Genomic DNA, 20,758 nt, shown 5'->3' on the forward strand with positions numbered 1-20,758 from the left:
AGGTAGACAAGTAATATACAATCGCCTAAATGAGCTCGTATCATTTTTTATATTTGGCTTTGCACCTTATTGAAATGAACCATAAAAAATAAGGGGCGAGCAGAAATGAAATACGTTAAAGCCGCGACGGTTTTACCAGAAAGTTTAATTACTGAAATTCAAAAGTATATACAAGGTGAAACAATTTATATTCCGAAACAAGAAACGAAACATTATAAATGGGGTACACGATCTGGCGGAAGAAAACAACTAGATGAAAGAAATAAAGCGATTAAAGAAGCGTTTAAAAGTGGGATTGCTATTCATCAACTTGCAGAAGAATATTTTCTTTCTGGGGAAACGATTAAAAAGATTGTATATTCTAAATGAGCATAAAAGAGTCTAGTTCAAATATTATTTTGAACTAGACTCTTTTTGCTTTGTATGTATTGGATATATAGGGTGTGAATGGGCATGATAATAGAAAAAATGAATCGCAATAGTATTGTATAGAAATGTGAATAGGAATAAAAACTTTATATTTCATATTACAGAAAGGTGAACATATATGAATCATCTTGGACAAATAACGATAGAACTTTTTGTTGGTTTTTTTGTTTTATTAATTGCTACTAAAATATTAGGGAAAACACAAATATCACAGCTAACCCCTTTTGATTTTATTTCTGCGATTGTAATCGGAGAACTAGTTGGAAACACTGTATATGATCCTGAGGTGAGAGTATGGTCTATTTTATACGCTGTTTTTGTATGGGTAATATTAATTTACGCAATAGAAGCAATAACACAAAAATTTAGAAGGACAAGAAAGTTCTTTGAAGGATACCCTTCTATTATCATTCGTAATGGGCATATTGATAGAGAACAATTAAAATCAAATCATTTGGATATTAACCAATTACAACAAATGTTAAGACAACAAAAAGATATATTTTCAATCCGAGAAGTTGAATATATGATATTGGAACCTAATGGAAACATAAGCGTTCTGAAAAAAAGTAAATACGAATCTCCTACTATAAATGATTTAAGTTTAAAACATAAGCCTGTATACTTACCAATTTCATTAATTAGTGATGGGAAAGTAGTTAAGGATAATTTGAGGGAAGCAGGATTTGATGAAGGGTGGCTTTATAAACAAATAAAGCAAAAAGGAATTACTAAATTTGAAGACGTATTATATGCGGAATGGAAAGCAGATGATGGCTTCTTTTGTCAGGAAATGCAGCGGTAGAGAATAAGTGATATATGTAATGTTTGTTTCTAAGTTATCTTTTACATATCAAAAAACGTAATCATTGTATACAATAAAACTAGATCAACAATTTGTATGGAGTGATAAAGATGGAAGCGTTTATTAGAAGTGATCAATATAATTTTATAAAATCACAAGCTTATATTTTAGCAAACGGGCATGCAACCGCAAATGATAGAGGTGTAATTCAAGCGTTAAAATCGCTTGCGATTGAAAAGATAATACATGTATTTGAGAATTTAACGGATGAACAGAAAGAGTTAATTGATACGGTATTAACAGTTCAAAATAGAGAAGATGCAGAATCATTTTTAATGAAAATAAATCCGTATGTAATTCCGTTTCAAGAAGTTACAGCACAAACATTAAAAAAATTGTTTCCTAAAGCGAAAAAGTTAAAACTTCCTGATATGGAAGAAATAGATATGAAAGAAATATCTTATTTAAGCTGGATTGATAAGGGATCAAGCAGGAAATTTATTATAGCGAAAAATGATAAAAATAAATTTGTTGGTCTGCAAGGAACGTTCCAAAGTTTAAATAAAAAAAGCATTTGTTCGTTATGTCATGGACATGAAGAAGTTGGGATGTTTTTAGTTGAAATTAAAGGCGATGTACCAGGAACTTTCGTAAAAAAAGGAAACTATATTTGCAAAGATGGTGTAGCTTGTAATCAGAACATGAAATCACTTGATAAATTACAGGATTTTATTGAGCGATTAAAGAAATAAAATGGAAGACCTCTAGTACTTAAACTGGAGGTTTTTATTTTTTGAAGAAGTAGATTAAAAATTTAACTGTACTATGATTATTAGAGGATAATTAGTTCAATAGATAAACGGAAATCAAAAACGAAACCTTATAACCGTATCTCCCAATCAGTTTTAGAACGATTATTTGAAAAACTGAATCACTTACGTCACAACTTCAATGAAACAAAAACCTATATGTTATTATTTTCCGTAACACTAATGTCATATTATAAGATAAGATTTTCGAACATTTAATAGGGAGGCGTTTCTATTGAAAATCAGTGAGCTGTCTAAAAAGACAGGTGCAAGTATCCGATCCATAAGGCATTATGAGAAAAAAAATCTAATTACCGCTGTACGCCTTGAAAATGGTTATCGCGAGTTCGATGAATCCGCCATCAAACGTATTCGAATTATTCAACTTTATTTAGGTTTGGGGCTGACAACGGGACAAATTGAGGAAATATTGAAATGCGAGGATAATGGTCCGGAAGACTATGAATTTTGTGAAGAAATGCTGGAAACTTATCAAGTGAAGCTGGATCAAATTAACAGACAAATCAGTGTATTGGACGTTGTAAAGCATCGGTTGGAAAAACAAATCATGCAAATGACGGATAAAAGAAGAATGAGAAATGGAAATTCTCTTAGTTGAAACAACGAAATAATTGAAGATCCCAGTCCGCGATTATGGCGGAATCCGGGATCTTTACAGAAGACTATGATGTTATGCAGACGGTTTCTTTAGCAGTTCGGTCAAGCGAGAGAATCCGTCGGTTCCGTAGCCCTCGTTGATGGCCTGCTGGGTTACGGCCATTGCAGCACTCAGAACGCTGACGTCGAGGCCGTGGTGCTGAGCAGCATGGATGATGTGCTCCATTCCTGCCGAGGCCGAGATGATATTGGACTTGTCACCAGGGTAGTGACCCGAGTCTACTTCATTTGCTAAATAAGCCATGATGTCGGGCAAGATGCCTATGATACCCTGGGCATAAACAGCGAACTCCTTTGCCGGAATATTCTCGGCAGTGGCAAGGGCGAGAGCGTGAGCGTAACCGCTCATGGATGTCCAAAAGAGATCGAGCAGGGCCACATCATATGCCGCTGCCCGGCCAGGGTCCGCCCCAAGATAAGAAGTAGTGCCACCCAAGCTTGCCAAGGTCGGTTGGTGGGCCTTAAAGATGGATTCTGGTCCACTATACAGGACGGAAGCCGCAGGCGTCCCGATGGTTGGAGTAGGGGTCATAATCGCCCCATCGAGGTAATCGACTCCGTGTTGGGCAGCCCATGTGGCCATTTCACGGGCACGTTTGGGCGAGTCGGCAGTGAGGTTCACCAGTGTCCGTCCCTTCAGGGCATCTCCCGCAGGGGCAAGGACTTCACGGACGATATTGTAGTCCAGAACACAAATGATCACCAGGGGACTTGCAGAGACCGCGGCGATAACTGAATTCGAAAGAATCGCCCCCTGAGAAACAAGATAATCGGCTTTTTCGGCAGTTCGGTTCCATAATGTCGTAGGGTGGCCGTTCATCAGGAATGTACCAGCCAGCGCCTGGCCCATCGGACCCAAGCCAATAACTGTAACAGGTGAACGGTTCGGGTTCTCCATCATAGATACATCTGTATCTGATACTTGACTGATATTTTGTTCTTTCTCACTTTGGTCATTTTTCTTCAATGAAAATGCCTCCTTTCAGATGTTCAAACTTAATTCTAAAGTATGACACCAGTGTCACAGTCAACAAAAATATTTTGGTTATAATATTTCAACAAACCAGTTATAAGTAATCTATTATTCCATTAAAGGGCGAGATTGCGGAAAAAGTAGTGAAAAGTGATACATATTATCGATGACTAATATGTATCACTCTTTATTATTTATGACTTTTTACGATTTAGGTCTTGATAATGAAATAAAGTTTGATAAAAGATATACTTTGAAATAGTTGCTTATTTTGAAGGAGGTAAATATGAATTACATTTCACCGGAAGAAGAAATGTTAAAAGCGAAACGGTGGTCTAAAGATACGATAGCAGCGGGTTGTGGTCATACCGTTGCTCTTAAATTAGATTGGTAGTGGGTAAATAATAAACTTGGTCAATGTGATGTAAGCAGCTGGAAAGATATTATGGCAATAGCAGCTGGTACGAATCATACAATCGGACTTAAATCAGACGGTACCGTGGTGGCAGTCGGGTGGAATGAGTATGGTCAATGTAATGTAAGCGATTGGCGTAATATTGTAGCGATAGCGGCTGGTTGTGCGCATACGGTCGGTCTAAAATTAGATGGCACCGTGGTAGCAGTAGGTGATAATACATACGGTCAATGCGATGTAGGTAGTTGGCGCAACATCCGATTGCCTGGCAAATAGTTAATGTACAACAAATCATTAGTAATATTATTCTATTTTAGGAGTAATTATGGAATAGAACATGTACATAAGAATCCCTTTTCAAAAGGGGGGGTATTCTTTTCTATAAAATGAAGGTCTAAATGGGATTTTCAAATAAATTTTATTTCAAAGCTACAGCAAAAGAGATAAATAAGACATAGGAGAGCTGAAGAAATACTTAAAAAGTTTTTGCTTTCTTTACCGGATGTTTTACTTGTATGCATTGTTATCTACATAACATACACAACTACTCTTAGTTTTGTACAGATGTTAATAATTTCAATTGCAATCGGAATCATTTGTGGTCTTGTTATAAGGATTGGTAAGGATGTATTTATGTATATAAGGTGGACAATGAAACAGAGGAAATCTTGAATACGTTGTATTGCTATTAGGAGGAGATGAAATGACTAAGAAAAAGAGTAGAGTGAAAAATGAAGTAGCGCTTTGGGCATTAACAGCGGTTGTTCTCATCATTGTATGGTACTTTTATCAAAAATAAAAACGCATCGTACTAAAAAAGCACGATGCGTTTTTATTATTTTTTTTGCCAATTTTCTTTTATAAAGTCTTCACGGCCAGATTCTTTTTGCTCAGTAGCATATTTCTCTGGGTTCTTTTTATAGAAATGTTGATGGTATTCTTCAGCCTCATAAAAAGGTGCAGACGGGCGAATTGCAGTTACGATTGGATCTTTAAACATACCGCTTTCTGCAAGAGATTGTTTTGATTTTTCAGCAAGCTCTTTTTGTGTTTCAGTATGATAAAAAATAGCAGTGCGATAAGATGGACCACGGTCAAAGAATTGTCCGCCATCATCAGTTGGATCGATTTGTGGCCAATATAAGTCTAGTAATTTCTGATAAGGAAAAATAGAAGGATCGAATGTAATTTGAACAACTTCTAAATGTCCAGATGTTCCAGCTTTTACTTGTTCATATGTTGGATTTTCTACATGACCTCCTGCATAGCCAGAAAGTACTTTATGAATACCAGGAAGTTCATCAAATGGTTTTACCATGCACCAAAAGCAACCGCCTGCGAAGGTTGCGAGTTCGTATGTTTTTTCGGACATTGCTGTAATCCTCCTAAATGTATATGTTTTATATAGTATTATATAAATTGTTTTATTGCGCAATAAAAAAGATTTGAAAATATATATTTTTTATAAACAAGATCCGCCGCTCACATCAATTAATTGTCCAGTAACCCAGCGGCTGTCTGGAGAAGCAAGAAATGCAGCAGTATCGGCAATGTCTTCTACTTCACCTAAGCGATTGAAAGCGGAAATAGTAGTAGCGTACTGCTTCATCATTGGGTCGCTCAAGAGTTCTGCATTCATATCTGTTTTAATAAATCCTGGAAGTATTGCATTCACCGTTATTCCTCGTGCTCCAAGCTGTTTTGCTAGTGTAAAAGTCAGTGTATTAATAGCGCCTTTCGTCATACTATATGCAACAAAATCAGGTAAAGAAATGCGGGTGGCAGCGGATGAAATATTAATAATTCGGCTATTGTCACGTAAACGTGGTAGTGCTAGTTGAATGATAAAGAATGGAGCTTTTGCATTTACTGAAACCATTCTATCAAAAAATTGTTCAGTCGTTTCTTCAATAAAAGCACCAGGACCAATGCCAGCATTGTTTATTAAAATATCAAATTGTGTTTCACCAGTGCACTTTTGTAATTCAGTATCTAAAGCGTTATAAAGGTTTTCTACACCGTGTAAGGATTCTAGATTTGCGCCGATAGAAAAAGCTTGGCCACCATCTGATCGAATTTCATGAACAGTTTCTTCAGCATCATCTTTTCGATTACCGTAATGAACAGCAACCAATGCACCGTCATTTGCTAAACGTTTAGCGATCGCTCGTCCAATTCCTCGGCTTGCTCCTGTAACTAACGCTACTTTCCCTTTTAACATAGTTTTCTCATCTCCTCATAAACTTTATAAGTTTTTCTTTATGTAGTAATGCAAACATACTTAAGTAATATATGAGTGTATGTAAGTAATGCATTCCAATTTTGATTTGAGAAAAAATAAATAGAATGAATTTTGATTTTTTCGAAAAAACATGTTGACAACGAAAAGAACAACGTCCTATAATACGTGTAACAAATAAAAGTTAATTAAGAATTTTCTGACTTTATATGTTGTATATGCAAAGAAGAGGAAAGTAGATGATTATGATCGTTTCAGAGAGCTACTCCAAGGCTGTGAGGGTAGTAACAATCGAATCATTGAAGATCACCTCGGAGCATCGCTTGCGAAAGGGAAACTGAGTAGAGGGCGGCGGCATCGTCTCCGGTAAAAGGACGGAGGTCTGATTGGACCTACAAAGCTTATATTTCGTGAGAAGTATAAGGAAGCTGAGTGGTAACGCGAAACTCTCGCCTCAGCAATCAAAGCTACTAAATTGTAGTAGTTGATTGCTGAGGCGAGAGTTTTTATTTTTTAAAATAGAAGAAGAGAATGCGTAGAAGAGGAGAGTAAATGATAAAGATTGTTTCAGAGAGCTGCCCCGAGGCTGTGAGGGTGGTAACGATTCACTCATTGAAAATCACCTTGGAGCACTACTTTTGAAAACTAGTAAAAAGTAGCGGGGTTGTTCCCGATAGAAAAACAAAAGTCTAATTGGACTTGCAGAGCTTATATTTCGTGAGAAGTATAAGGAAGCTGAGTGGTACCACGATTCCCTCGTCTCAGCAATGGATCGCTACAAGTACGTATGTAATCGATTGTTGAGACGAGTATATTTTTAAGGTTTGTATACTGAATATTCTGTTAAAAATACTCATCTCAGCAATCGATGTAGAAATAGGTTGCAAAAATAGAGAAAAAAGAGGAGCGATGTGAGATGGGAAACCAGTACATTTACATGAATGGGGAATTTGTAGAAAAAGAAAAGGCAGTTGTTTCAGTTTATGATCACGGTTTTTTATACGGAGACGGTGTATTTGAAGGGATTCGTAGTTACGGAGGAAATGTATTTTGTTTAAAAGAACATGTGAAACGATTATATGAATCAGCGAAATCTATTTTACTAACAATTCCAATGACGGTAGAAGAAATGGAAGAAGCGGTTTTACATACACTCCAAAAAAATGAATATGCTGATGCTTACATTCGCTTAATTGTCTCAAGAGGAAAAGGTGACTTAGGGCTCGATCCGAGAAGTTGTGTGAAGCCGAGCGTAATTATTATTGCAGAACAATTAAATTTATTCCCACAAGAATTTTATGATAATGGGTTAAGTGTTGTATCTGTTGCATCAAGATGTAATACGCCAGACGCGTTAGATCCACGTATTAAGTCAATGAATTATTTAAATAACGTACTTGTAAAAATTGAAGCGGCACAAGCAGGAGTGTTAGAGGCTCTTATGTTAAATCAACAAGGATATGTTTGTGAAGGTTCTGGCGATAATGTTTTCGTTGTGAAAGATGGAAAAGTATTAACCCCGCCATCCTATTTAGGAGCATTAGAAGGTATTACGAGAAATAGTGTTATCGAGCTATGTGAACGACTGAGTATTCCGTGTGAGGAAAGACCATTCACTCGCCATGATGTATATGTAGCGGATGAAGTATTTTTAACAGGAACAGCAGCGGAGTTAATTCCAGTTGTAAAAGTTGATTCGAGAGAAATTGGAGATGGGAAACCAGGAAATGTAACGAAAAAATTGACTGAAGAATTTAAAAAATTAACGAGAGAAAGAGGAGTACGTGTTCCCGGGCTGACGGAAAGCTTAGCATAAATAAGGAGAGGAGTTAATTGAAATGAAGCAGCAGTATACAGCGTATGAGAAGTTACAGTATGAAGAAATGACAGGCGCTGGGCACGTGATTCAATGTTTAAAGAAATTAGGTGTAACGACCATTTTCGGCTATCCAGGCGGAGCGATTTTACCAGTATACGATGCGTTATACGAAAGTGGTTTGAAACATGTTTTAACTCGTCATGAACAAGCTGCCATTCATGCGGCTGAAGGATATGCGAGAGCTTCTGGAAAAGTCGGGGTAGTCTTTGCTACCTCTGGTCCAGGGGCGACAAATTTAGTTACGGGCTTAGCAGACGCTTATATGGATTCGATTCCTTTAGTTGTCATTACCGGCCAAGTTGCAACGCCTTTAATTGGTAAAGATGGATTTCAAGAAGCGGATGCTGTCGGAATTACAGTACCTGTTACGAAGCATAATTACCAAGTTCGTGATGTAAATCATGTATCACAAGTTGTGCAAGAAGCTTTTTACATCGCCAAAAGCGGACGACCGGGACCAGTATTGATCGATATTCCAAAAGATGTTCAAAATGCAAAAGTCACCAGTTTCTTTAATGAAGAAGTTGATATTCCGGGGTACAAACCAGAACTTGTACCAGACAGCATGAAACTTAGAGAGGTGGCTAAAGCAATTTCAAAATCAAAGCGTCCACTTCTTTATATTGGAGGAGGTGTCATTCATTCAGGTGGATCCGATGAACTCTTCGGATTCTCAAGGGAGAACCGTATTCCAGTCGTTTCAACTTTAATGGGACTTGGTGCATATCCACCGGGGGATCCATTGTTTCTAGGGATGCTTGGTATGCATGGGACATACGCTGCTAATATGGCGGTAACAGAATGTGATTTACTACTTGCATTAGGTGTTCGCTTCGATGATCGTGTAACAGGAAAATTAGAACTTTTTTCTCCACACTCGAAAAAAGTACATATTGATATTGATCCTTCTGAGTTTCATAAAAATGTAACTGTAGAGCATCCGATTGTTGGTGATGTGAAAAAAGCGTTACACATGTTGTTACATATGTCTATTTATACACAAACAGACGAATGGCTTCAGAAAGTAAAGACATGGAAAGAAGAATATCCACTTTCTTATAAGCAAAAAGAATCTGAGTTAAAACCACAGCATGTGATCAACTTAGTAAGTGAATTAACGAATGGTGAAGCGATTGTCACAACAGAAGTAGGACAGCATCAAATGTGGGCTGCTCACTTCTATAAAGCAAGAAAACCTCGGACGTTCCTTACTTCTGGAGGATTAGGTACGATGGGGTTTGGGTTTCCAGCAGCAATTGGTGCTCAGCTAGCTAAAAAAGAAGAACTTGTCATTTGTATTGCAGGTGACGCTTCTTTTCAAATGAACATTCAAGAACTACAAACAATTGCTGAAAATAACATCCCTGTAAAAGTATTTATTATAAATAACAAATTTTTAGGGATGGTAAGGCAATGGCAAGAAATGTTTTATGAAAATCGTTTATCAGAATCAAAAATTGGATCGCCAGATTTTGTGAAAGTAGCAGAAGCTTATGGAGTGAAGGGATTAAGAGCAACAAATTCAACCGAGGCGAAACAAGTGATGTTAGAAGCTTTTGCTTATGAAGGTCCTGTCGTAGTTGATTTTTGTGTAGAAGAAGGTGAAAACGTATTTCCGATGGTTCCGCCAAACAAAGGGAATAACGAAATGATTATGAAGAGGTGGGAAGAATGAGTCATACTTTTTCACTCGTTATTCATAACGAGCCAAGTGTCTTATTACGTATAAGTGGGGTTTTTGCTCGGCGTGGTTATTATATTTCTTCTTTACACTTAAATGAAAGAGATACTAGTGGTGTTTCTGAAATGAAACTCACAGCAGTTTGTACTGAAAATGAAGCGACATTACTTGTTAGTCAGTTGAAAAAATTAATTGATGTTCTGCAAGTAAATAAATTATAAGGAGTGTATGGAATATGAAAACGTATTATGAGAAAGATGCAAATGTAGAGTTATTACAAGGGAAAACTGTTGCAGTAGTTGGCTATGGATCACAAGGTCATGCGCAAGCACAAAATTTACGTGATTCTGGTGTAGAAGTTGTAGTTGGTGTTCGTCCTGGTAAGTCGTATGAAGTAGCGAAAGCGGATGGGTTTGAAGTAATGTCTGTTTCAGAAGCGGTTCGAACCGCACAAGTTGTACAAATGTTATTGCCAGATGAACAGCAAGCTCATGTGTATAAAGCAGAGGTAGAAGAGAATCTTCGTGAAGGACAAATGTTACTTTTCTCACATGGATTTAACATTCACTTCGGACAAATTAATCCGCCAAGTTATGTAGATGTAGCGATGGTTGCGCCAAAAAGTCCAGGTCATCTCGTTCGCCGTGTATTTCAAGAAGGAAATGGTGTTCCGGCATTAGTCGCAGTACATCAGGATGCAACGGGAACAGCATTACATGTAGCACTTGCGTATGCAAAAGGTGTAGGGTGTACACGTGCGGGTGTAATTGAAACGACATTCCAAGAAGAAACTGAAACGGATTTATTCGGTGAGCAAGCTGTACTTTGCGGCGGGGTAACTGCACTTGTGAAGGCCGGGTTCGAAACGTTAACGGAAGGTGGATATCGTCCTGAAATTGCATACTTTGAATGTTTGCATGAATTAAAGCTAATTGTTGACTTAATGTACGAAGGTGGATTAACGACTATGCGCCATTCTATTTCAGATACGGCAGAGTTTGGAGATTATGTAACAGGATCGAGAATTGTTACAGATGAAACGAAGAAAGAAATGAAGCGTGTTTTGACAGAAATTCAGCAAGGTGAATTTGCGAAGAAATGGATTTTAGAAAATCAAGCAGGGCGTCCGACGTATAACGCAATGAAAAAAGCAGAACAAAATCATCAATTAGAAAAAGTGGGAGCAGAGCTTCGTGAAATGATGAGCTGGATTCATGCACCGAAAGAATTAGTAAGGAAATAGAGTAAGAGAGTATAAATGAAAAATATGTAAGAGGGGATTTGACAAGATGAGAAGTGACATGATTAAAAAAGGTTTTGATAAAGCGCCGCACCGTAGTTTATTAAAAGCAACTGGTTTGAAAGATGAAGATTTTGATAAACCTTTCATAGCGATTTGTAATTCTTTTATTGAAATTATTCCAGGGCATAAGCACTTGAACGAGTTTGGGAAACTTGTAAAAGAGGCAGTTCGCGCGGCAGGTATGGTACCATTCGAATTCAATACAATTGGAGTTGACGATGGTATTGCGATGGGACATATCGGTATGCGTTATTCTCTTCCGAGTCGTGAAATTATTGCAGATTCAGTAGAAACGGTTGTAAATGCACACTGGTTTGACGGCATGATTTGTATCCCAAACTGTGACAAAATTACACCTGGTATGATGATGGCTGCACTACGTATTAACATTCCGACTGTGTTTGTTTCAGGCGGCCCGATGGCAGCAGGAAAAACATCTAAAGGAGAAGTTGTTGATTTAAGTTCCGTTTTTGAAGGAGTAGGAGCTTATCAATCTGGGAAAATTTCAGAAGAAGAATTAAAAGATATTGAAGATCATGGCTGTCCATCTTGTGGCTCTTGTTCGGGTATGTTTACCGCGAACTCTATGAATTGTTTATGTGAAGTGTTAGGTTTAGCTCTTCCTGGTAACGGGAGTATTTTAGCAATTGATCCAAGACGTGAAGAGTTAATTAAACAAGCAGCAGAGAAATTGAAAATTTTAATTGAAAGAGATATTAAGCCGCGTGATATTGTAACAGAAGAAGCGATTGACGATGCTTTTGCACTTGATATGGCGATGGGTGGATCAACGAATACAGTATTACATACGCTAGCACTCGCACAAGAGGCAGGACTAGATTATGATATGAATCGTATTGATGCAGTTTCAAGACGTGTACCTCATTTATGTAAAGTAAGTCCAGCCTCAAATTGGCATATGGAAGATATTGATCGTGCGGGCGGGATTAGTGCAATTTTGAAAGAGATGAGCCGGAAAGAAGGAGTACTTCATCTTGATCGAATAACTGCTACTGGGCAAACATTAAGAGAAAATATTGCTGAGGCAGAGATTAAAGATAAGGAAGTTATTCACTCTCTTGAAAACCCTCATAGTGAGGAAGGAGGATTGCGTATATTAAAAGGAAACCTTGCGAAAGATGGAGCTGTTATTAAAAGCGGTGCAACAGAGGTAAAGCGTTTTGAAGGACCTTGCGTTATTTTTAATTCACAAGATGAGGCACTTGCTGGCATTATGCTTGGGAAAGTGAAAAAAGGAGATGTAGTTGTCATTCGTTATGAAGGACCAAGAGGTGGCCCTGGTATGCCAGAAATGTTAGCACCAACGTCAGCGATTGCTGGTATGGGATTAGGTGCAGATGTTGCGCTATTAACGGATGGTCGTTTCTCGGGTGCTTCACGTGGTATTTCAGTAGGGCATATTTCACCAGAAGCAGCTGCGGGCGGAACGATTGCACTTCTTGAACAAGGGGATATCGTTTGTATCGATGTTGAGGAAAGATTGTTAGAAGTAAGAGTGAGTGATGAAGAATTAAATAAGCGTAAAAAAGAGTGGAAAAGACCAGAACCGAAAGTGAAAACTGGCTGGCTTGGACGTTATGCACAAATGGTAACATCGGCGAATACAGGTGCAGTTCTAAAAATCCCGGATTTTGATTGAGCCAATTTAAAAAAGATAAGGATGATATATAATGGTGCAGAAGGTAAAGGAGAGAGTGAAAATTGAAGATATCTTAATGGCACATAATTGCATGAAAGATATCATTATTAAAACACTGTTACAACGTGATACAGTTTTATCTGAGAAATATGATTGTGACGTTTATGTAAAACGAGAAGACTTACAATTGATTCGCTCTTTCAAAATTCGTGGTGCGTACAATTTAATTCAAAGTTTATCGGAAGAACAATTACAAAACGGCGTTGTTTGTGCAAGTGCTGGTAATCATGCACAAGGAGTTGCTTATACGTGCAATTTATTGAAGATTCCGTCAAAGATATTTATGCCGACAACGACACCTAAACAAAAAGTATCGCAAGTACAGTTTTTTGGTGGCGATTTTGCGGAAATTGTATTAGTTGGTGATACATTTGATAGTTCGTTCCAAGAAGCACAGCGCTATTGTGAAGAAAATAGGATGACGTTCGTTCATCCATTTGATGATCCGTATGTAGTTGCTGGTCAAGGAACAGTGGCAGTTGAAATTATGCATGATATGGAGAAACCAGTGGATTATATCTTTACAGCAATTGGTGGTGGTGGATTAGCATCAGGTGTTGGTACATATGTAAAAGGTGTTAGTCCTGCTACAAAAGTCATTGGTGTAGAGCCGATGGGAGCTGCCTCTATGAAAGAGGCCTTTCTTCAAAATGAAAATGTCGCATTAGAGAAAATAGATAGTTTTGTTGATGGGGCAGCTGTTAAAAAGGTCGGAAAGTTAACATTTGAAACTTGTAAAGATGTAATTGATGACATTGTTTTAGTACCAGAGGGAAAAGTTTGTACGACGATTTTAGAACTGTATAAGAAAAATGCAATTGTAGCTGAACCGGCTGGTGCCCTATCTATTGCAGCGCTTGATTTATATAGAGATGAAATAAAAGGTAAAACAGTTGTATGTACGCTAAGTGGTGGAAATAACGATATTGATAGAATGCAAGAAATAAAAGAACGTTCGCTCATTTACGAAGGATTAAAACATTACTTCATCATTGAATTCCCGCAGCGTTCAGGTGCGCTAAGAGAATTTCTTGATAAAGGATTAGGACCAGAAGATGATATTACGCGCTTTGAATACATTAAGAAACATAATAAAGAAAATGGTCCAGCGTTAGTCGGCGTAGAGTTGAAACATAAAGAGGATTATGAGCAATTAATTACTCGTTTTAAAGAAAATAACATTCAATTTATGGAGCTTAATAAAAACCCTGTTTTGTTTGATTTACTTATTTAATAGAAGGAAAGAGTTAGCATCCAAATAAAAAAAGATAGATACAAGCAAGGGAAATGCTGCTTGTTCTATCTTTTTTATAGTTAAACTAATTATTTTCCATATTCAAGAAGGATAAAGCTAGTTAACCAAAAGAGTATCGCAATACGAATGATTACATACATAGTAAATTCAAAGGTAGTAAGTTTTCGCTCGCGTTTTATTTTTTTTAGAAGTCTAACAGAGAAAAATGAACATAAAAGTAGAACGGCTATAGATATTTTATAAATGTTTTCTAACAAACTTACATTTTCTAATAAGTCTTTCAGCATGTTCATCACCTATTCTGTAAAGTATGTTACAGAAAAATAGATCTTGCGTTGTCTAGTTTCGTTTGTTTTTTATGTTCCCTGTATCATCAATTTCTACATCAGTTGAAATCGTTTGTAAATATTGTAGAGCTTTTTTCTTTTCTTCCTTATTTACAGGGGAGATTTGGTTGTTGCGAATGATGTAAGGATTGAATGACATTTGAACATCCGTTCCTTTAAAAGTTAAAGTTAATACGCCAGTTTCGGCGCTTTTTCCATTCACATAACTTGGGAATAAAAAGTTACCTAATGAGTAAGCGATAGGAACTTTGTTATAATACTCAAACCCTTGTAACCAATGTGGGTGACTCCCGACAATTGCGTCGGCTCCTGCGTCAACCATTTTAGGTACATATTGTTTTTGGTATTCTACCGGACGGTTTGATTTTTCAACGCCCCAATGCATATAGACGATTAAATAGTCTGCATCTTGTTTTTGTTCTTTAATTGTTTTTGTTACAAGATTTAAATCATAGCCATTCGCAACGCCAGGTTTATTCTCACCAGCTACCCAATTAGAATCAGGCATAAATCGAACGAAGGAAAGAAATTTAAACTTTTTCCCTTTTACGGTCATTTCTCGTGCTGTATATGCATCTTTCGCATTTTTTCCGGCTCCAATGTAAGGGAGCTTTAATTTTTCTACGTGAGAAATCGTATCTAATAATCCATCTTGCCCATAATCAAGTGTGTGGTTATTCCCAATATTTACGATGTCATATCCAGTGTTTTTAATGGCTTGTAGTGTAGATGGATCACTTTTAATCCAAAACAGTTGCCCAGGTGCTTTCTTTTCTTTCGCTGTAAATGCCGACTCTAAATTCACAAAAGAAATATCAGCTTTTTTTATTTCTTCTTTTACATGTTGGAATGGGTAATCAGCCCCATTCTTTTCGATTATAGGACGTAATTGCCAATCAAACATTGTATCACCAGAGAAGGTGAGTGTGATTTCTTGGTCTTCTATTTTCTTTTCGCTTTTTGAAGCGGTTTTACTAGATTTGTTTTGTAAATCGGGTTTGTCTTTTGCTTTTGAAATAAAAGAGTAATTGATTAATAAAACAATCGGTGTAATGAAAAAGGCTATTAACAAAAATCGTTTTAGTAAAGTTTTCATATATCCCTTCCCTTTTAATATTATCCCGCAATTAAATTAAAACTGAATCTATATAAAGGTAATTAAAGTTACAAAAAAAATAGCGGGTTATGTAGTAGAAAACATTTGTTAATATTCTCAATATTAAGTTAACATATAGGTAACCTGTAAATCAATGTATAAACCAAAATATAGAAATAAAGAATTCGAAGGGTGAAGAATGAGAAATGGTTATATTAGGAGCAGTTGTAAATGGAATTTGTATTATATTTGGTACTTTACTTGGTAAATTATTTAGTAGGATCCCAGAAAGTATGAAAGGGACGATAATGCACGCAATTGGTTTAGCGGTTACTGTGCTTGGGCTTCAAATGGCATTAAAAAGTGAAAACTTTCTTGTTGTCATACTGAGTTTAGTGATTGGTACGGTAATTGGAGAATGGTTACAATTAGAAGAAAAGTTAAAACATTTAGGGGATTGGCTAGAAAATAAAGTTGGATCGAAGGGAAAAGGCAGCATATCAGAAGGTTTTGTAACAGCTACTTTAATTTTTGCAATTGGTGCGATGGGGATACTTGGTGCACTTGACAGTGGGATTCGCGGAAATCATGATATTTTATTTACAAAGGCGATTATCGATGGATTTATTTCTATTATATTAACGACAACTCTAGGCATTGGCGTAGTATTTTCGGCGATTCCAGTTGTTTTATATGAAGGTGGTATTGCAGTTTTTGCAACACAAATTAATAGTTTTGTCCCGGAAGAATTAATGAACCAATTTATAGTGGAGATGACGGCTGCGGGCGGCATTATGATATCTGCTATCGGATTAAACTTACTCGGATTTATTAAAATTAAAGTGGCAAATTTACTTCCAGGTATATTGGTAGTGGGTGTAATTGTTTCAATTATTTATGGTTACAGTTTAATAGTAAAGTAGTAGGGGATGGAAATACATATGGAGGAATTTCAATTTACAAAACGTGTGCATAAAATATTGGAGATTGCAGCAGAAGAGAGTGAGTATAACATAATTCACCCGGTCCACCTGTTTATAGGTATGTGTAAAGAAGGTACAGGAGTTTGCGCTGAGTTATATATGTATTTGTTTCATAAAGTCGGTCGAGATTTTTCAGAAAAACTTTCGTTACGAAAACGATTCGATTTACATAATCAAGAGTATAAAAAAATAGGGCAATATAAGCTATCTTATAAGGCGATAGAAATTTTACAAATAGCGAAGAAACGTATGGAACGCTTTCAGCAAGTAGTAATCAATGAAGGACATATTATGTATGCATTATTTCGTGTAGATACAGATATTGGCGAATTTATACATACACAAATGCAAGAAGATATATTACGTATTACAGCTGCACCAAGAGACTTAGCGGTTGATTTAAATAGTTTTAAACCTACTTATAACACATTATTTTGTCATGTAAGAAGAGCTAGACCTTCTGATTTTGATAAGTTATCACGATTTGTGGCGGATGAATTTGGTGAACGGTGGTTACAGTCGGTTGATTACGGATTTCGGACATATAATGAAAAGTTACCTATCTATATTGCACAGCAGGGGGAAGTGATAATTGGTTTCGCCTGTTACGATGTAGTGAGAGGAAAGAAAGGATTATTTGGTCCAATGGGCGTAGCGAAACAAAATCGTGTGACAGGTGTAGGAAAAGAATTATTGCATCATTGTTTATATAATATGAAACAAAATGGATATGAATATGCGATTATTGGACAAGCGGGTCCCATTGAGTTTTACGAGAGAAATTGTAATGCTCGTTTAATACCGATAGATAATAAGTAACCAACTTCATCTAGGGAAGTTGGTTTTATTATGAAAATGATGTAGAGATGTAGTGATTTTTACTAGAAAATAGCGGGTTTTGTAGTAAATCTTACGAGTAAAGCAGATTACTAAACTTTTTACAAGAAAGGGTGTAGAATGGGTATCTAAAGAAAGAAGGTGTGAAAATGGCCAGCTGGAAACGAAATTTAATGATTTGTTGGCTAGGTTGTTTTACCACTGCAGCCGGTATGAGTTTAGTAATTCCTTTCTTATCTTTTTATATTGAGGAATTAGGAGTAACTGGCACTTCAAGTATTGCACAGTGGTCGGGACTTGCATTTGGTGTAACATTTTTAATGGGTGCGATCGTATCGCCAATATGGGGAAAGCTTGGTGATATACATGGACGGAAATTGATGCTTATTCGTGCTAGCCTCGGTATGGCGGTTATTATGACGCTTATGGGGTTTGTAACGGATGTGTATCAACTAGTCGCACTACGATTTTTAATGGGAGCAGTATCTGGTTTCCTTTCAACAGCGATGACATTTATTGCAGCAGAAACTCCGAAAGAACATTCAGGTTGGGCGATTTCCACAATTTCAACTGGTGGTGTGAGCGGCTCGTTACTTGGCCCGTTACTTGGAGGTTATTTGTCTGAATTAATTGGAATGCGTCATGTCTTTCTTGTTACAGGAGCTTTTTTATTCCTTTCCTTTCTCATCGTTTTTTTCTTCCTGCATGAAGAAAATCACTCTGCTCAAGCAAAAAAAACACAGCCGAAAAAAGTATGGACGATGGTCCCAGCGAAGCATTTAATTATTAGTTTGTTTGTTACAACATTTATTATTCAACTTGCTAATATGTCAGTTCAACCAATTGTTACATTGTACGTGAAAAATTTAGTAGGTCCTCATACTGCACATATTGAGACAATTGCGGGAGCAGTTATGTCAGCAACAGGATTAGCAGTTATTTTAGCAGCACCAAGACTAGGAAGATTATCAGATCATATCGGTCCTCAAAAAACGTTAGTTGTAGCGTTGTTTGCTGCAGGAATTATTTTTATCCCGCAAGCATTTGTAACCTCAGCTTGGCAACTATTAATTCTTCGATTTTTATTAGGTATCGCACAAGCAGGATTATTACCTTCCGTACAAACTCTACTAAAACAACATACACCAACCCATGTTACGGGACGAATATTTGGATATAATCAATCATTTCAGTTTTTAGGAAATATGATTGGTCCAGTGCTCGGGGGACAAATTGCAGCGCATGCAGGTTTCCAATATGTTTTCCTCTCTACATCATCACTATTATTTATTGCATGTATCTGGGTTTATTTTCATAATAAGAACGAAGAGGTATCAGAGAAACGACATTTGGAAGTTAGTTAACTAAGTGAATGAAAAAAGGATGAAGCAATGATTGCTTCATCCTTTTCTTTAAAATTTAAGACATAGATAGCTTAATGTACCAAGCTCATAACTACGGTGAATGACTTCACCGCTGTTCTCGCCACTTCCCATTGCAATAAACAAAGGAACAAAATGCTCTGCTCTTGGTACTGCTAATTGTGCATGAGGAGCATTTTTCTCCCAATTAAACAATGCATCTTTATCGTTATTCTGCATATGTTTAATAATCCAATCATCAAATTCAATTGCCCATTTTTCAGGTGTAGTTTGATTCCATTTCAGTGCTCGTAAATTATGAACGGTAACGCCACTACCGATTACTAAAATATCTTCTTGTCCAAGTCCTTTAAATGCTTCTCCAATTTCAAATTGTTCTTTTGCAGAAAGGAATGGATTTACTGATATTTGCACGACAGGAATATTTGCTTCTGGATACATGCGGTGCAGAAGTGTCCATGAACCATGATCTAAACCTCTCGTCATATTATGATGGACTGGAATACCTTTGTTCTTAAATTTTGTTTCTAACATAGATGCAATGCTAGAAGAGCCTTTCGCACGATATTTGATTTCGTATAACTCAGGGGGAAAACCTCCAAAATCATAAATTGTTTCATACTCGTTATCTGATGAGGAAATCGTTAATACTTCACTTTCCCAGTGAGCAGTGAAAATAACAATTGCTTTCGGTTTATATGTTTCTCCAAGTGTTTTTAAAAATCGTGTATAGTCTGTATCTTGAATAGCGAGCATAGGCGAACCATGTGCTAAAAATAGTGATGGCATCATAATAGAAACCTCCCAAAAATATAATAATTACTTTATGTAAGTAACTATATAATTTTATGGATGGTTCGTCAACATATTAATTTAAGAGCTAATTAGAAAAGTGAGTCATTTGTCATAATGAAGGCAATTGCATATAATACATAGTAAGAATAATGAATGGATATTCATTTTTAAAGATACATAATAGAGTTGGGAGCTGACGAAATGAACGTACAGGAAAGTTTCGTTACGGCATTGGATGGATCGGAAATTTATTTGCGTAAGTGGTTACCAGAAGGTGAACCGAAAGGGATTATTCAAATTGCACATGGTATGACAGAACATGCAGGTGTTTATACAGACTTTATTGATGCTTTATTAGAAGCAGGCTATGGTGTTTATGCACATGATCATAAAGGTCATGGGAAAACGGTGAAGAGAGAAGAAGATTATGGTCATTTTGAACCAAATATAGGGTGGAATCAAGTTGTATCGGATGTTATCTTTGTTTCAGAAAGGATAAAAGAAGAGCAGTCAAGTCCTTTGTTTTTACTAGGACATAGTATGGGTTCTTTTTTATCAAGACGTGCTGTACAACTTAGGGGTGAACTATACGATGGATTTTTGATTTCAGGAACAGGTGGAAATCCAGGGCTTTTAGGAGTTATTGGTCATAAAGTAGCAACAATCGAAATGAAATTGCGTGGGGCAAAAACGAAAAGTCCAATGTTAAACTTTTTATCTTTCGGAAACTTCAATTCGAACTTTAAGCCAAATCGTACAAAATTCGATTGGTTATCTTCAGATAATAATCAAGTTGATAAATATATTGCGGATCCGTTATGTGGTTTCATTTGTACGACGAGTTTTTACCGAGAATTATTTTCTGGTGTATTAGAAGTAAATAAACTAGAAGAATACAAGAAGACGCCAAAGAATCTTCCAATACATATATTCTCTGGTGATCGTGATCCTGTTGGCGATATGGGGAAAGGTGTAAAAGAAGTATATGAAAACTATAAAAAATGTGGTGTGAAAGACGTGACACTACGTTTATATGAAAATGGTAGACATGAAATGTTTCATGAAGTAAATAAGGATGAAGTATTTAAAGATTTAATTTCGTGGTTAAATGCACATAATAAATGAGAAAGAT

21 protein-coding genes, 1 pseudogene and 1 other annotated feature are annotated in these 20,758 nt (G+C 36.7%); of the genes and pseudogenes, 16 read left to right on the forward strand and 6 right to left on the reverse strand.

Features of this window, described 5'->3' with window-relative positions; translation table 11 throughout:
* Positions 1-105: 105 nt before the first annotated feature.
* The 4 genes from MR143_RS02190 (at position 106) to MR143_RS02205 (ending at position 2,662) form a co-directional block, all read left to right on the forward strand.
* Entirely contained in the window at positions 106-369 is a 264-nt protein-coding gene (locus MR143_RS02190) for a CD3324 family protein (protein ID WP_000878308.1), read from the forward strand.
* Positions 370-547: 178 nt separating this feature from the next.
* Positions 548-1,234, forward strand: coding sequence for a DUF421 domain-containing protein (locus MR143_RS02195; RefSeq protein ID WP_001015963.1), 687 nt, complete (start codon positions 548-550; stop codon positions 1,232-1,234).
* 110 nt (positions 1,235-1,344) lie between these two features.
* On the forward strand, positions 1,345-1,986 hold the full coding sequence (locus MR143_RS02200) for a FusB/FusC family EF-G-binding protein (RefSeq protein WP_000387065.1): 642 nt from the start codon (positions 1,345-1,347) through the stop codon (positions 1,984-1,986).
* A gap of 292 nt (positions 1,987-2,278) precedes the next feature.
* Positions 2,279-2,662 (forward strand): MerR family transcriptional regulator, encoded by a 384-nt coding sequence (locus MR143_RS02205; protein ID WP_000703061.1) that lies wholly within the window; start codon positions 2,279-2,281, stop codon positions 2,660-2,662.
* Positions 2,663-2,734: 72 nt separating this feature from the next.
* Here MR143_RS02205 and MR143_RS02210 read toward each other — a convergent pair whose 3' ends face one another.
* Complete coding sequence (locus tag MR143_RS02210) at positions 2,735-3,619, reverse strand: NAD(P)-dependent oxidoreductase (protein ID WP_050552471.1); 885 nt, start codon at positions 3,617-3,619, stop codon at positions 2,735-2,737.
* A gap of 475 nt (positions 3,620-4,094) precedes the next feature.
* Here MR143_RS02210 and MR143_RS02215 point away from each other — a divergent pair.
* Both MR143_RS02215 and MR143_RS02220 read left to right on the forward strand, forming a co-directional pair.
* Positions 4,095-4,385: pseudogene (locus tag MR143_RS02215) on the forward strand (chromosome condensation regulator); the annotation flags it as partial.
* 195 nt (positions 4,386-4,580) lie between these two features.
* The gene (locus MR143_RS02220; RefSeq protein WP_033672568.1) at positions 4,581-4,781 is read left to right on the forward strand and encodes a hypothetical protein; all 201 of its coding nucleotides are present in this window, start codon (positions 4,581-4,583) and stop codon (positions 4,779-4,781) included.
* A gap of 163 nt (positions 4,782-4,944) precedes the next feature.
* Here the strand turns inward: MR143_RS02220 and msrA are convergent, their stop codons facing one another.
* On the reverse strand, positions 4,945-5,481 hold the full coding sequence (gene msrA / locus MR143_RS02225) for a peptide-methionine (S)-S-oxide reductase MsrA (RefSeq protein ID WP_001291891.1): 537 nt from the start codon (positions 5,479-5,481) through the stop codon (positions 4,945-4,947).
* Between the two features lie 90 nt (positions 5,482-5,571).
* On the reverse strand, positions 5,572-6,330 hold the full coding sequence (locus tag MR143_RS02230; RefSeq protein ID WP_000911806.1) for an SDR family oxidoreductase: 759 nt from the start codon (positions 6,328-6,330) through the stop codon (positions 5,572-5,574).
* Positions 6,331-6,875: 545 nt separating this feature from the next.
* Positions 6,876-7,115 (forward strand) — a binding site (T-box leader).
* A gap of 149 nt (positions 7,116-7,264) precedes the next feature.
* On the opposite strand from MR143_RS02230, the gene ilvE reads away from it, so the two are divergent.
* The 6 genes from ilvE to ilvA are packed head-to-tail and all read left to right on the forward strand — an operon-like array spanning position 7,265 to position 14,165.
* A complete protein-coding gene (ilvE, locus tag MR143_RS02235; protein ID WP_242280602.1) occupies positions 7,265-8,164 on the forward strand; it encodes a branched-chain-amino-acid transaminase in 900 nt (299 codons plus the stop codon).
* Positions 8,165-8,186: 22 nt separating this feature from the next.
* A complete protein-coding gene (ilvB, locus tag MR143_RS02240) occupies positions 8,187-9,902 on the forward strand; it encodes an acetolactate synthase large subunit (protein WP_242280603.1) in 1,716 nt (571 codons plus the stop codon).
* A complete protein-coding gene (locus tag MR143_RS02245; RefSeq protein WP_002163928.1) occupies positions 9,899-10,129 on the forward strand; it encodes an ACT domain-containing protein in 231 nt (76 codons plus the stop codon). Before ilvB ends, MR143_RS02245 begins: the two co-directional genes overlap by 4 nt.
* A gap of 14 nt (positions 10,130-10,143) precedes the next feature.
* Entirely contained in the window at positions 10,144-11,151 is a 1,008-nt protein-coding gene (gene ilvC, locus MR143_RS02250) for a ketol-acid reductoisomerase (protein WP_000861144.1), read from the forward strand.
* Between the two features lie 46 nt (positions 11,152-11,197).
* The gene (ilvD, locus tag MR143_RS02255) at positions 11,198-12,871 is read left to right on the forward strand and encodes a dihydroxy-acid dehydratase (protein ID WP_001255812.1); all 1,674 of its coding nucleotides are present in this window, start codon (positions 11,198-11,200) and stop codon (positions 12,869-12,871) included.
* Between the two features lie 31 nt (positions 12,872-12,902).
* Positions 12,903-14,165, forward strand: coding sequence for a threonine ammonia-lyase IlvA (gene ilvA / locus MR143_RS02260; RefSeq protein WP_000250320.1), 1,263 nt, complete (start codon positions 12,903-12,905; stop codon positions 14,163-14,165).
* An 89-nt stretch (positions 14,166-14,254) separates the two neighbouring features.
* Here the strand turns inward: ilvA and MR143_RS02265 are convergent, their stop codons facing one another.
* Both MR143_RS02265 and MR143_RS02270 read right to left on the reverse strand, forming a co-directional pair.
* On the reverse strand, positions 14,255-14,473 hold the full coding sequence (locus tag MR143_RS02265) for a hypothetical protein (protein ID WP_000910222.1): 219 nt from the start codon (positions 14,471-14,473) through the stop codon (positions 14,255-14,257).
* Between the two features lie 52 nt (positions 14,474-14,525).
* Positions 14,526-15,629 carry a CapA family protein gene (locus tag MR143_RS02270; RefSeq protein ID WP_000854529.1) on the reverse strand — a complete coding sequence of 368 codons (1,104 nt, stop codon included), beginning with the start codon at positions 15,627-15,629 and terminating at the stop codon, positions 14,526-14,528.
* A 206-nt stretch (positions 15,630-15,835) separates the two neighbouring features.
* Here MR143_RS02270 and MR143_RS02275 point away from each other — a divergent pair, with 206 nt between their 5' ends.
* From MR143_RS02275 to MR143_RS02285, 3 genes are all read left to right on the forward strand, one after another.
* Entirely contained in the window at positions 15,836-16,552 is a 717-nt protein-coding gene (locus tag MR143_RS02275) for a DUF554 domain-containing protein (RefSeq protein ID WP_000236028.1), read from the forward strand.
* 18 nt (positions 16,553-16,570) lie between these two features.
* Positions 16,571-17,431: a GNAT family N-acetyltransferase gene (locus MR143_RS02280; RefSeq protein WP_000390848.1), complete on the forward strand. Its 861-nt coding sequence runs from the start codon at positions 16,571-16,573 to the stop codon at positions 17,429-17,431.
* Between the two features lie 167 nt (positions 17,432-17,598).
* Entirely contained in the window at positions 17,599-18,813 is a 1,215-nt protein-coding gene (locus MR143_RS02285; protein WP_000179321.1) for a multidrug efflux MFS transporter, read from the forward strand.
* 48 nt (positions 18,814-18,861) lie between these two features.
* Here the strand turns inward: MR143_RS02285 and MR143_RS02290 are convergent, their stop codons facing one another.
* Positions 18,862-19,623, reverse strand: a complete 762-nt coding sequence (locus MR143_RS02290; protein WP_000982905.1) for a DODA-type extradiol aromatic ring-opening family dioxygenase — start codon at positions 19,621-19,623, stop codon at positions 18,862-18,864.
* Positions 19,624-19,827: 204 nt separating this feature from the next.
* Here MR143_RS02290 and MR143_RS02295 point away from each other — a divergent pair, with 204 nt between their 5' ends.
* Positions 19,828-20,751, forward strand: coding sequence for an alpha/beta fold hydrolase (locus MR143_RS02295; RefSeq protein ID WP_001102594.1), 924 nt, complete (start codon positions 19,828-19,830; stop codon positions 20,749-20,751).
* Positions 20,752-20,758: the final 7 nt, after the last annotated feature.

The organism is Bacillus cereus group sp. BfR-BA-01347 (assembly GCF_022663835.1).
In the GTDB taxonomy this organism is placed as follows: Bacteria; Bacillota; Bacilli; order Bacillales; family Bacillaceae_G; genus Bacillus_A; species Bacillus_A thuringiensis_K.

Coding starts and splice junctions, on each gene's coding strand:
- MR143_RS02190 (WP_000878308.1), top strand. CDS start 106: ATGAAATACGTTAAAGCCGCGACGGTTTTACCAGAAAGTTTAATTACT.
- MR143_RS02195 (WP_001015963.1), top strand. CDS start 548: ATGAATCATCTTGGACAAATAACGATAGAACTTTTTGTTGGTTTTTTT.
- MR143_RS02200 (WP_000387065.1), top strand. CDS start 1,345: ATGGAAGCGTTTATTAGAAGTGATCAATATAATTTTATAAAATCACAA.
- MR143_RS02210 (WP_050552471.1), bottom strand. CDS start 3,619: ATGGAGAACCCGAACCGTTCACCTGTTACAGTTATTGGCTTGGGTCCG.
- msrA (WP_001291891.1), bottom strand. CDS start 5,481: ATGTCCGAAAAAACATACGAACTCGCAACCTTCGCAGGCGGTTGCTTT.
- MR143_RS02230 (WP_000911806.1), bottom strand. CDS start 6,330: ATGTTAAAAGGGAAAGTAGCGTTAGTTACAGGAGCAAGCCGAGGAATT.
- ilvE (WP_242280602.1), top strand. CDS start 7,265: ATGGGAAACCAGTACATTTACATGAATGGGGAATTTGTAGAAAAAGAA.
- ilvB (WP_242280603.1), top strand. CDS start 8,187: ATGAAGCAGCAGTATACAGCGTATGAGAAGTTACAGTATGAAGAAATG.
- MR143_RS02245 (WP_002163928.1), top strand. CDS start 9,899: ATGAGTCATACTTTTTCACTCGTTATTCATAACGAGCCAAGTGTCTTA.
- ilvC (WP_000861144.1), top strand. CDS start 10,144: ATGAAAACGTATTATGAGAAAGATGCAAATGTAGAGTTATTACAAGGG.
- ilvD (WP_001255812.1), top strand. CDS start 11,198: ATGAGAAGTGACATGATTAAAAAAGGTTTTGATAAAGCGCCGCACCGT.
- ilvA (WP_000250320.1), top strand. CDS start 12,903: ATGGTGCAGAAGGTAAAGGAGAGAGTGAAAATTGAAGATATCTTAATG.
- MR143_RS02265 (WP_000910222.1), bottom strand. CDS start 14,473: ATGCTGAAAGACTTATTAGAAAATGTAAGTTTGTTAGAAAACATTTAT.
- MR143_RS02270 (WP_000854529.1), bottom strand. CDS start 15,629: ATGAAAACTTTACTAAAACGATTTTTGTTAATAGCCTTTTTCATTACA.
- MR143_RS02275 (WP_000236028.1), top strand. CDS start 15,836: ATGGTTATATTAGGAGCAGTTGTAAATGGAATTTGTATTATATTTGGT.
- MR143_RS02280 (WP_000390848.1), top strand. CDS start 16,571: ATGGAGGAATTTCAATTTACAAAACGTGTGCATAAAATATTGGAGATT.
- MR143_RS02285 (WP_000179321.1), top strand. CDS start 17,599: ATGGCCAGCTGGAAACGAAATTTAATGATTTGTTGGCTAGGTTGTTTT.
- MR143_RS02290 (WP_000982905.1), bottom strand. CDS start 19,623: ATGATGCCATCACTATTTTTAGCACATGGTTCGCCTATGCTCGCTATT.
- MR143_RS02295 (WP_001102594.1), top strand. CDS start 19,828: ATGAACGTACAGGAAAGTTTCGTTACGGCATTGGATGGATCGGAAATT.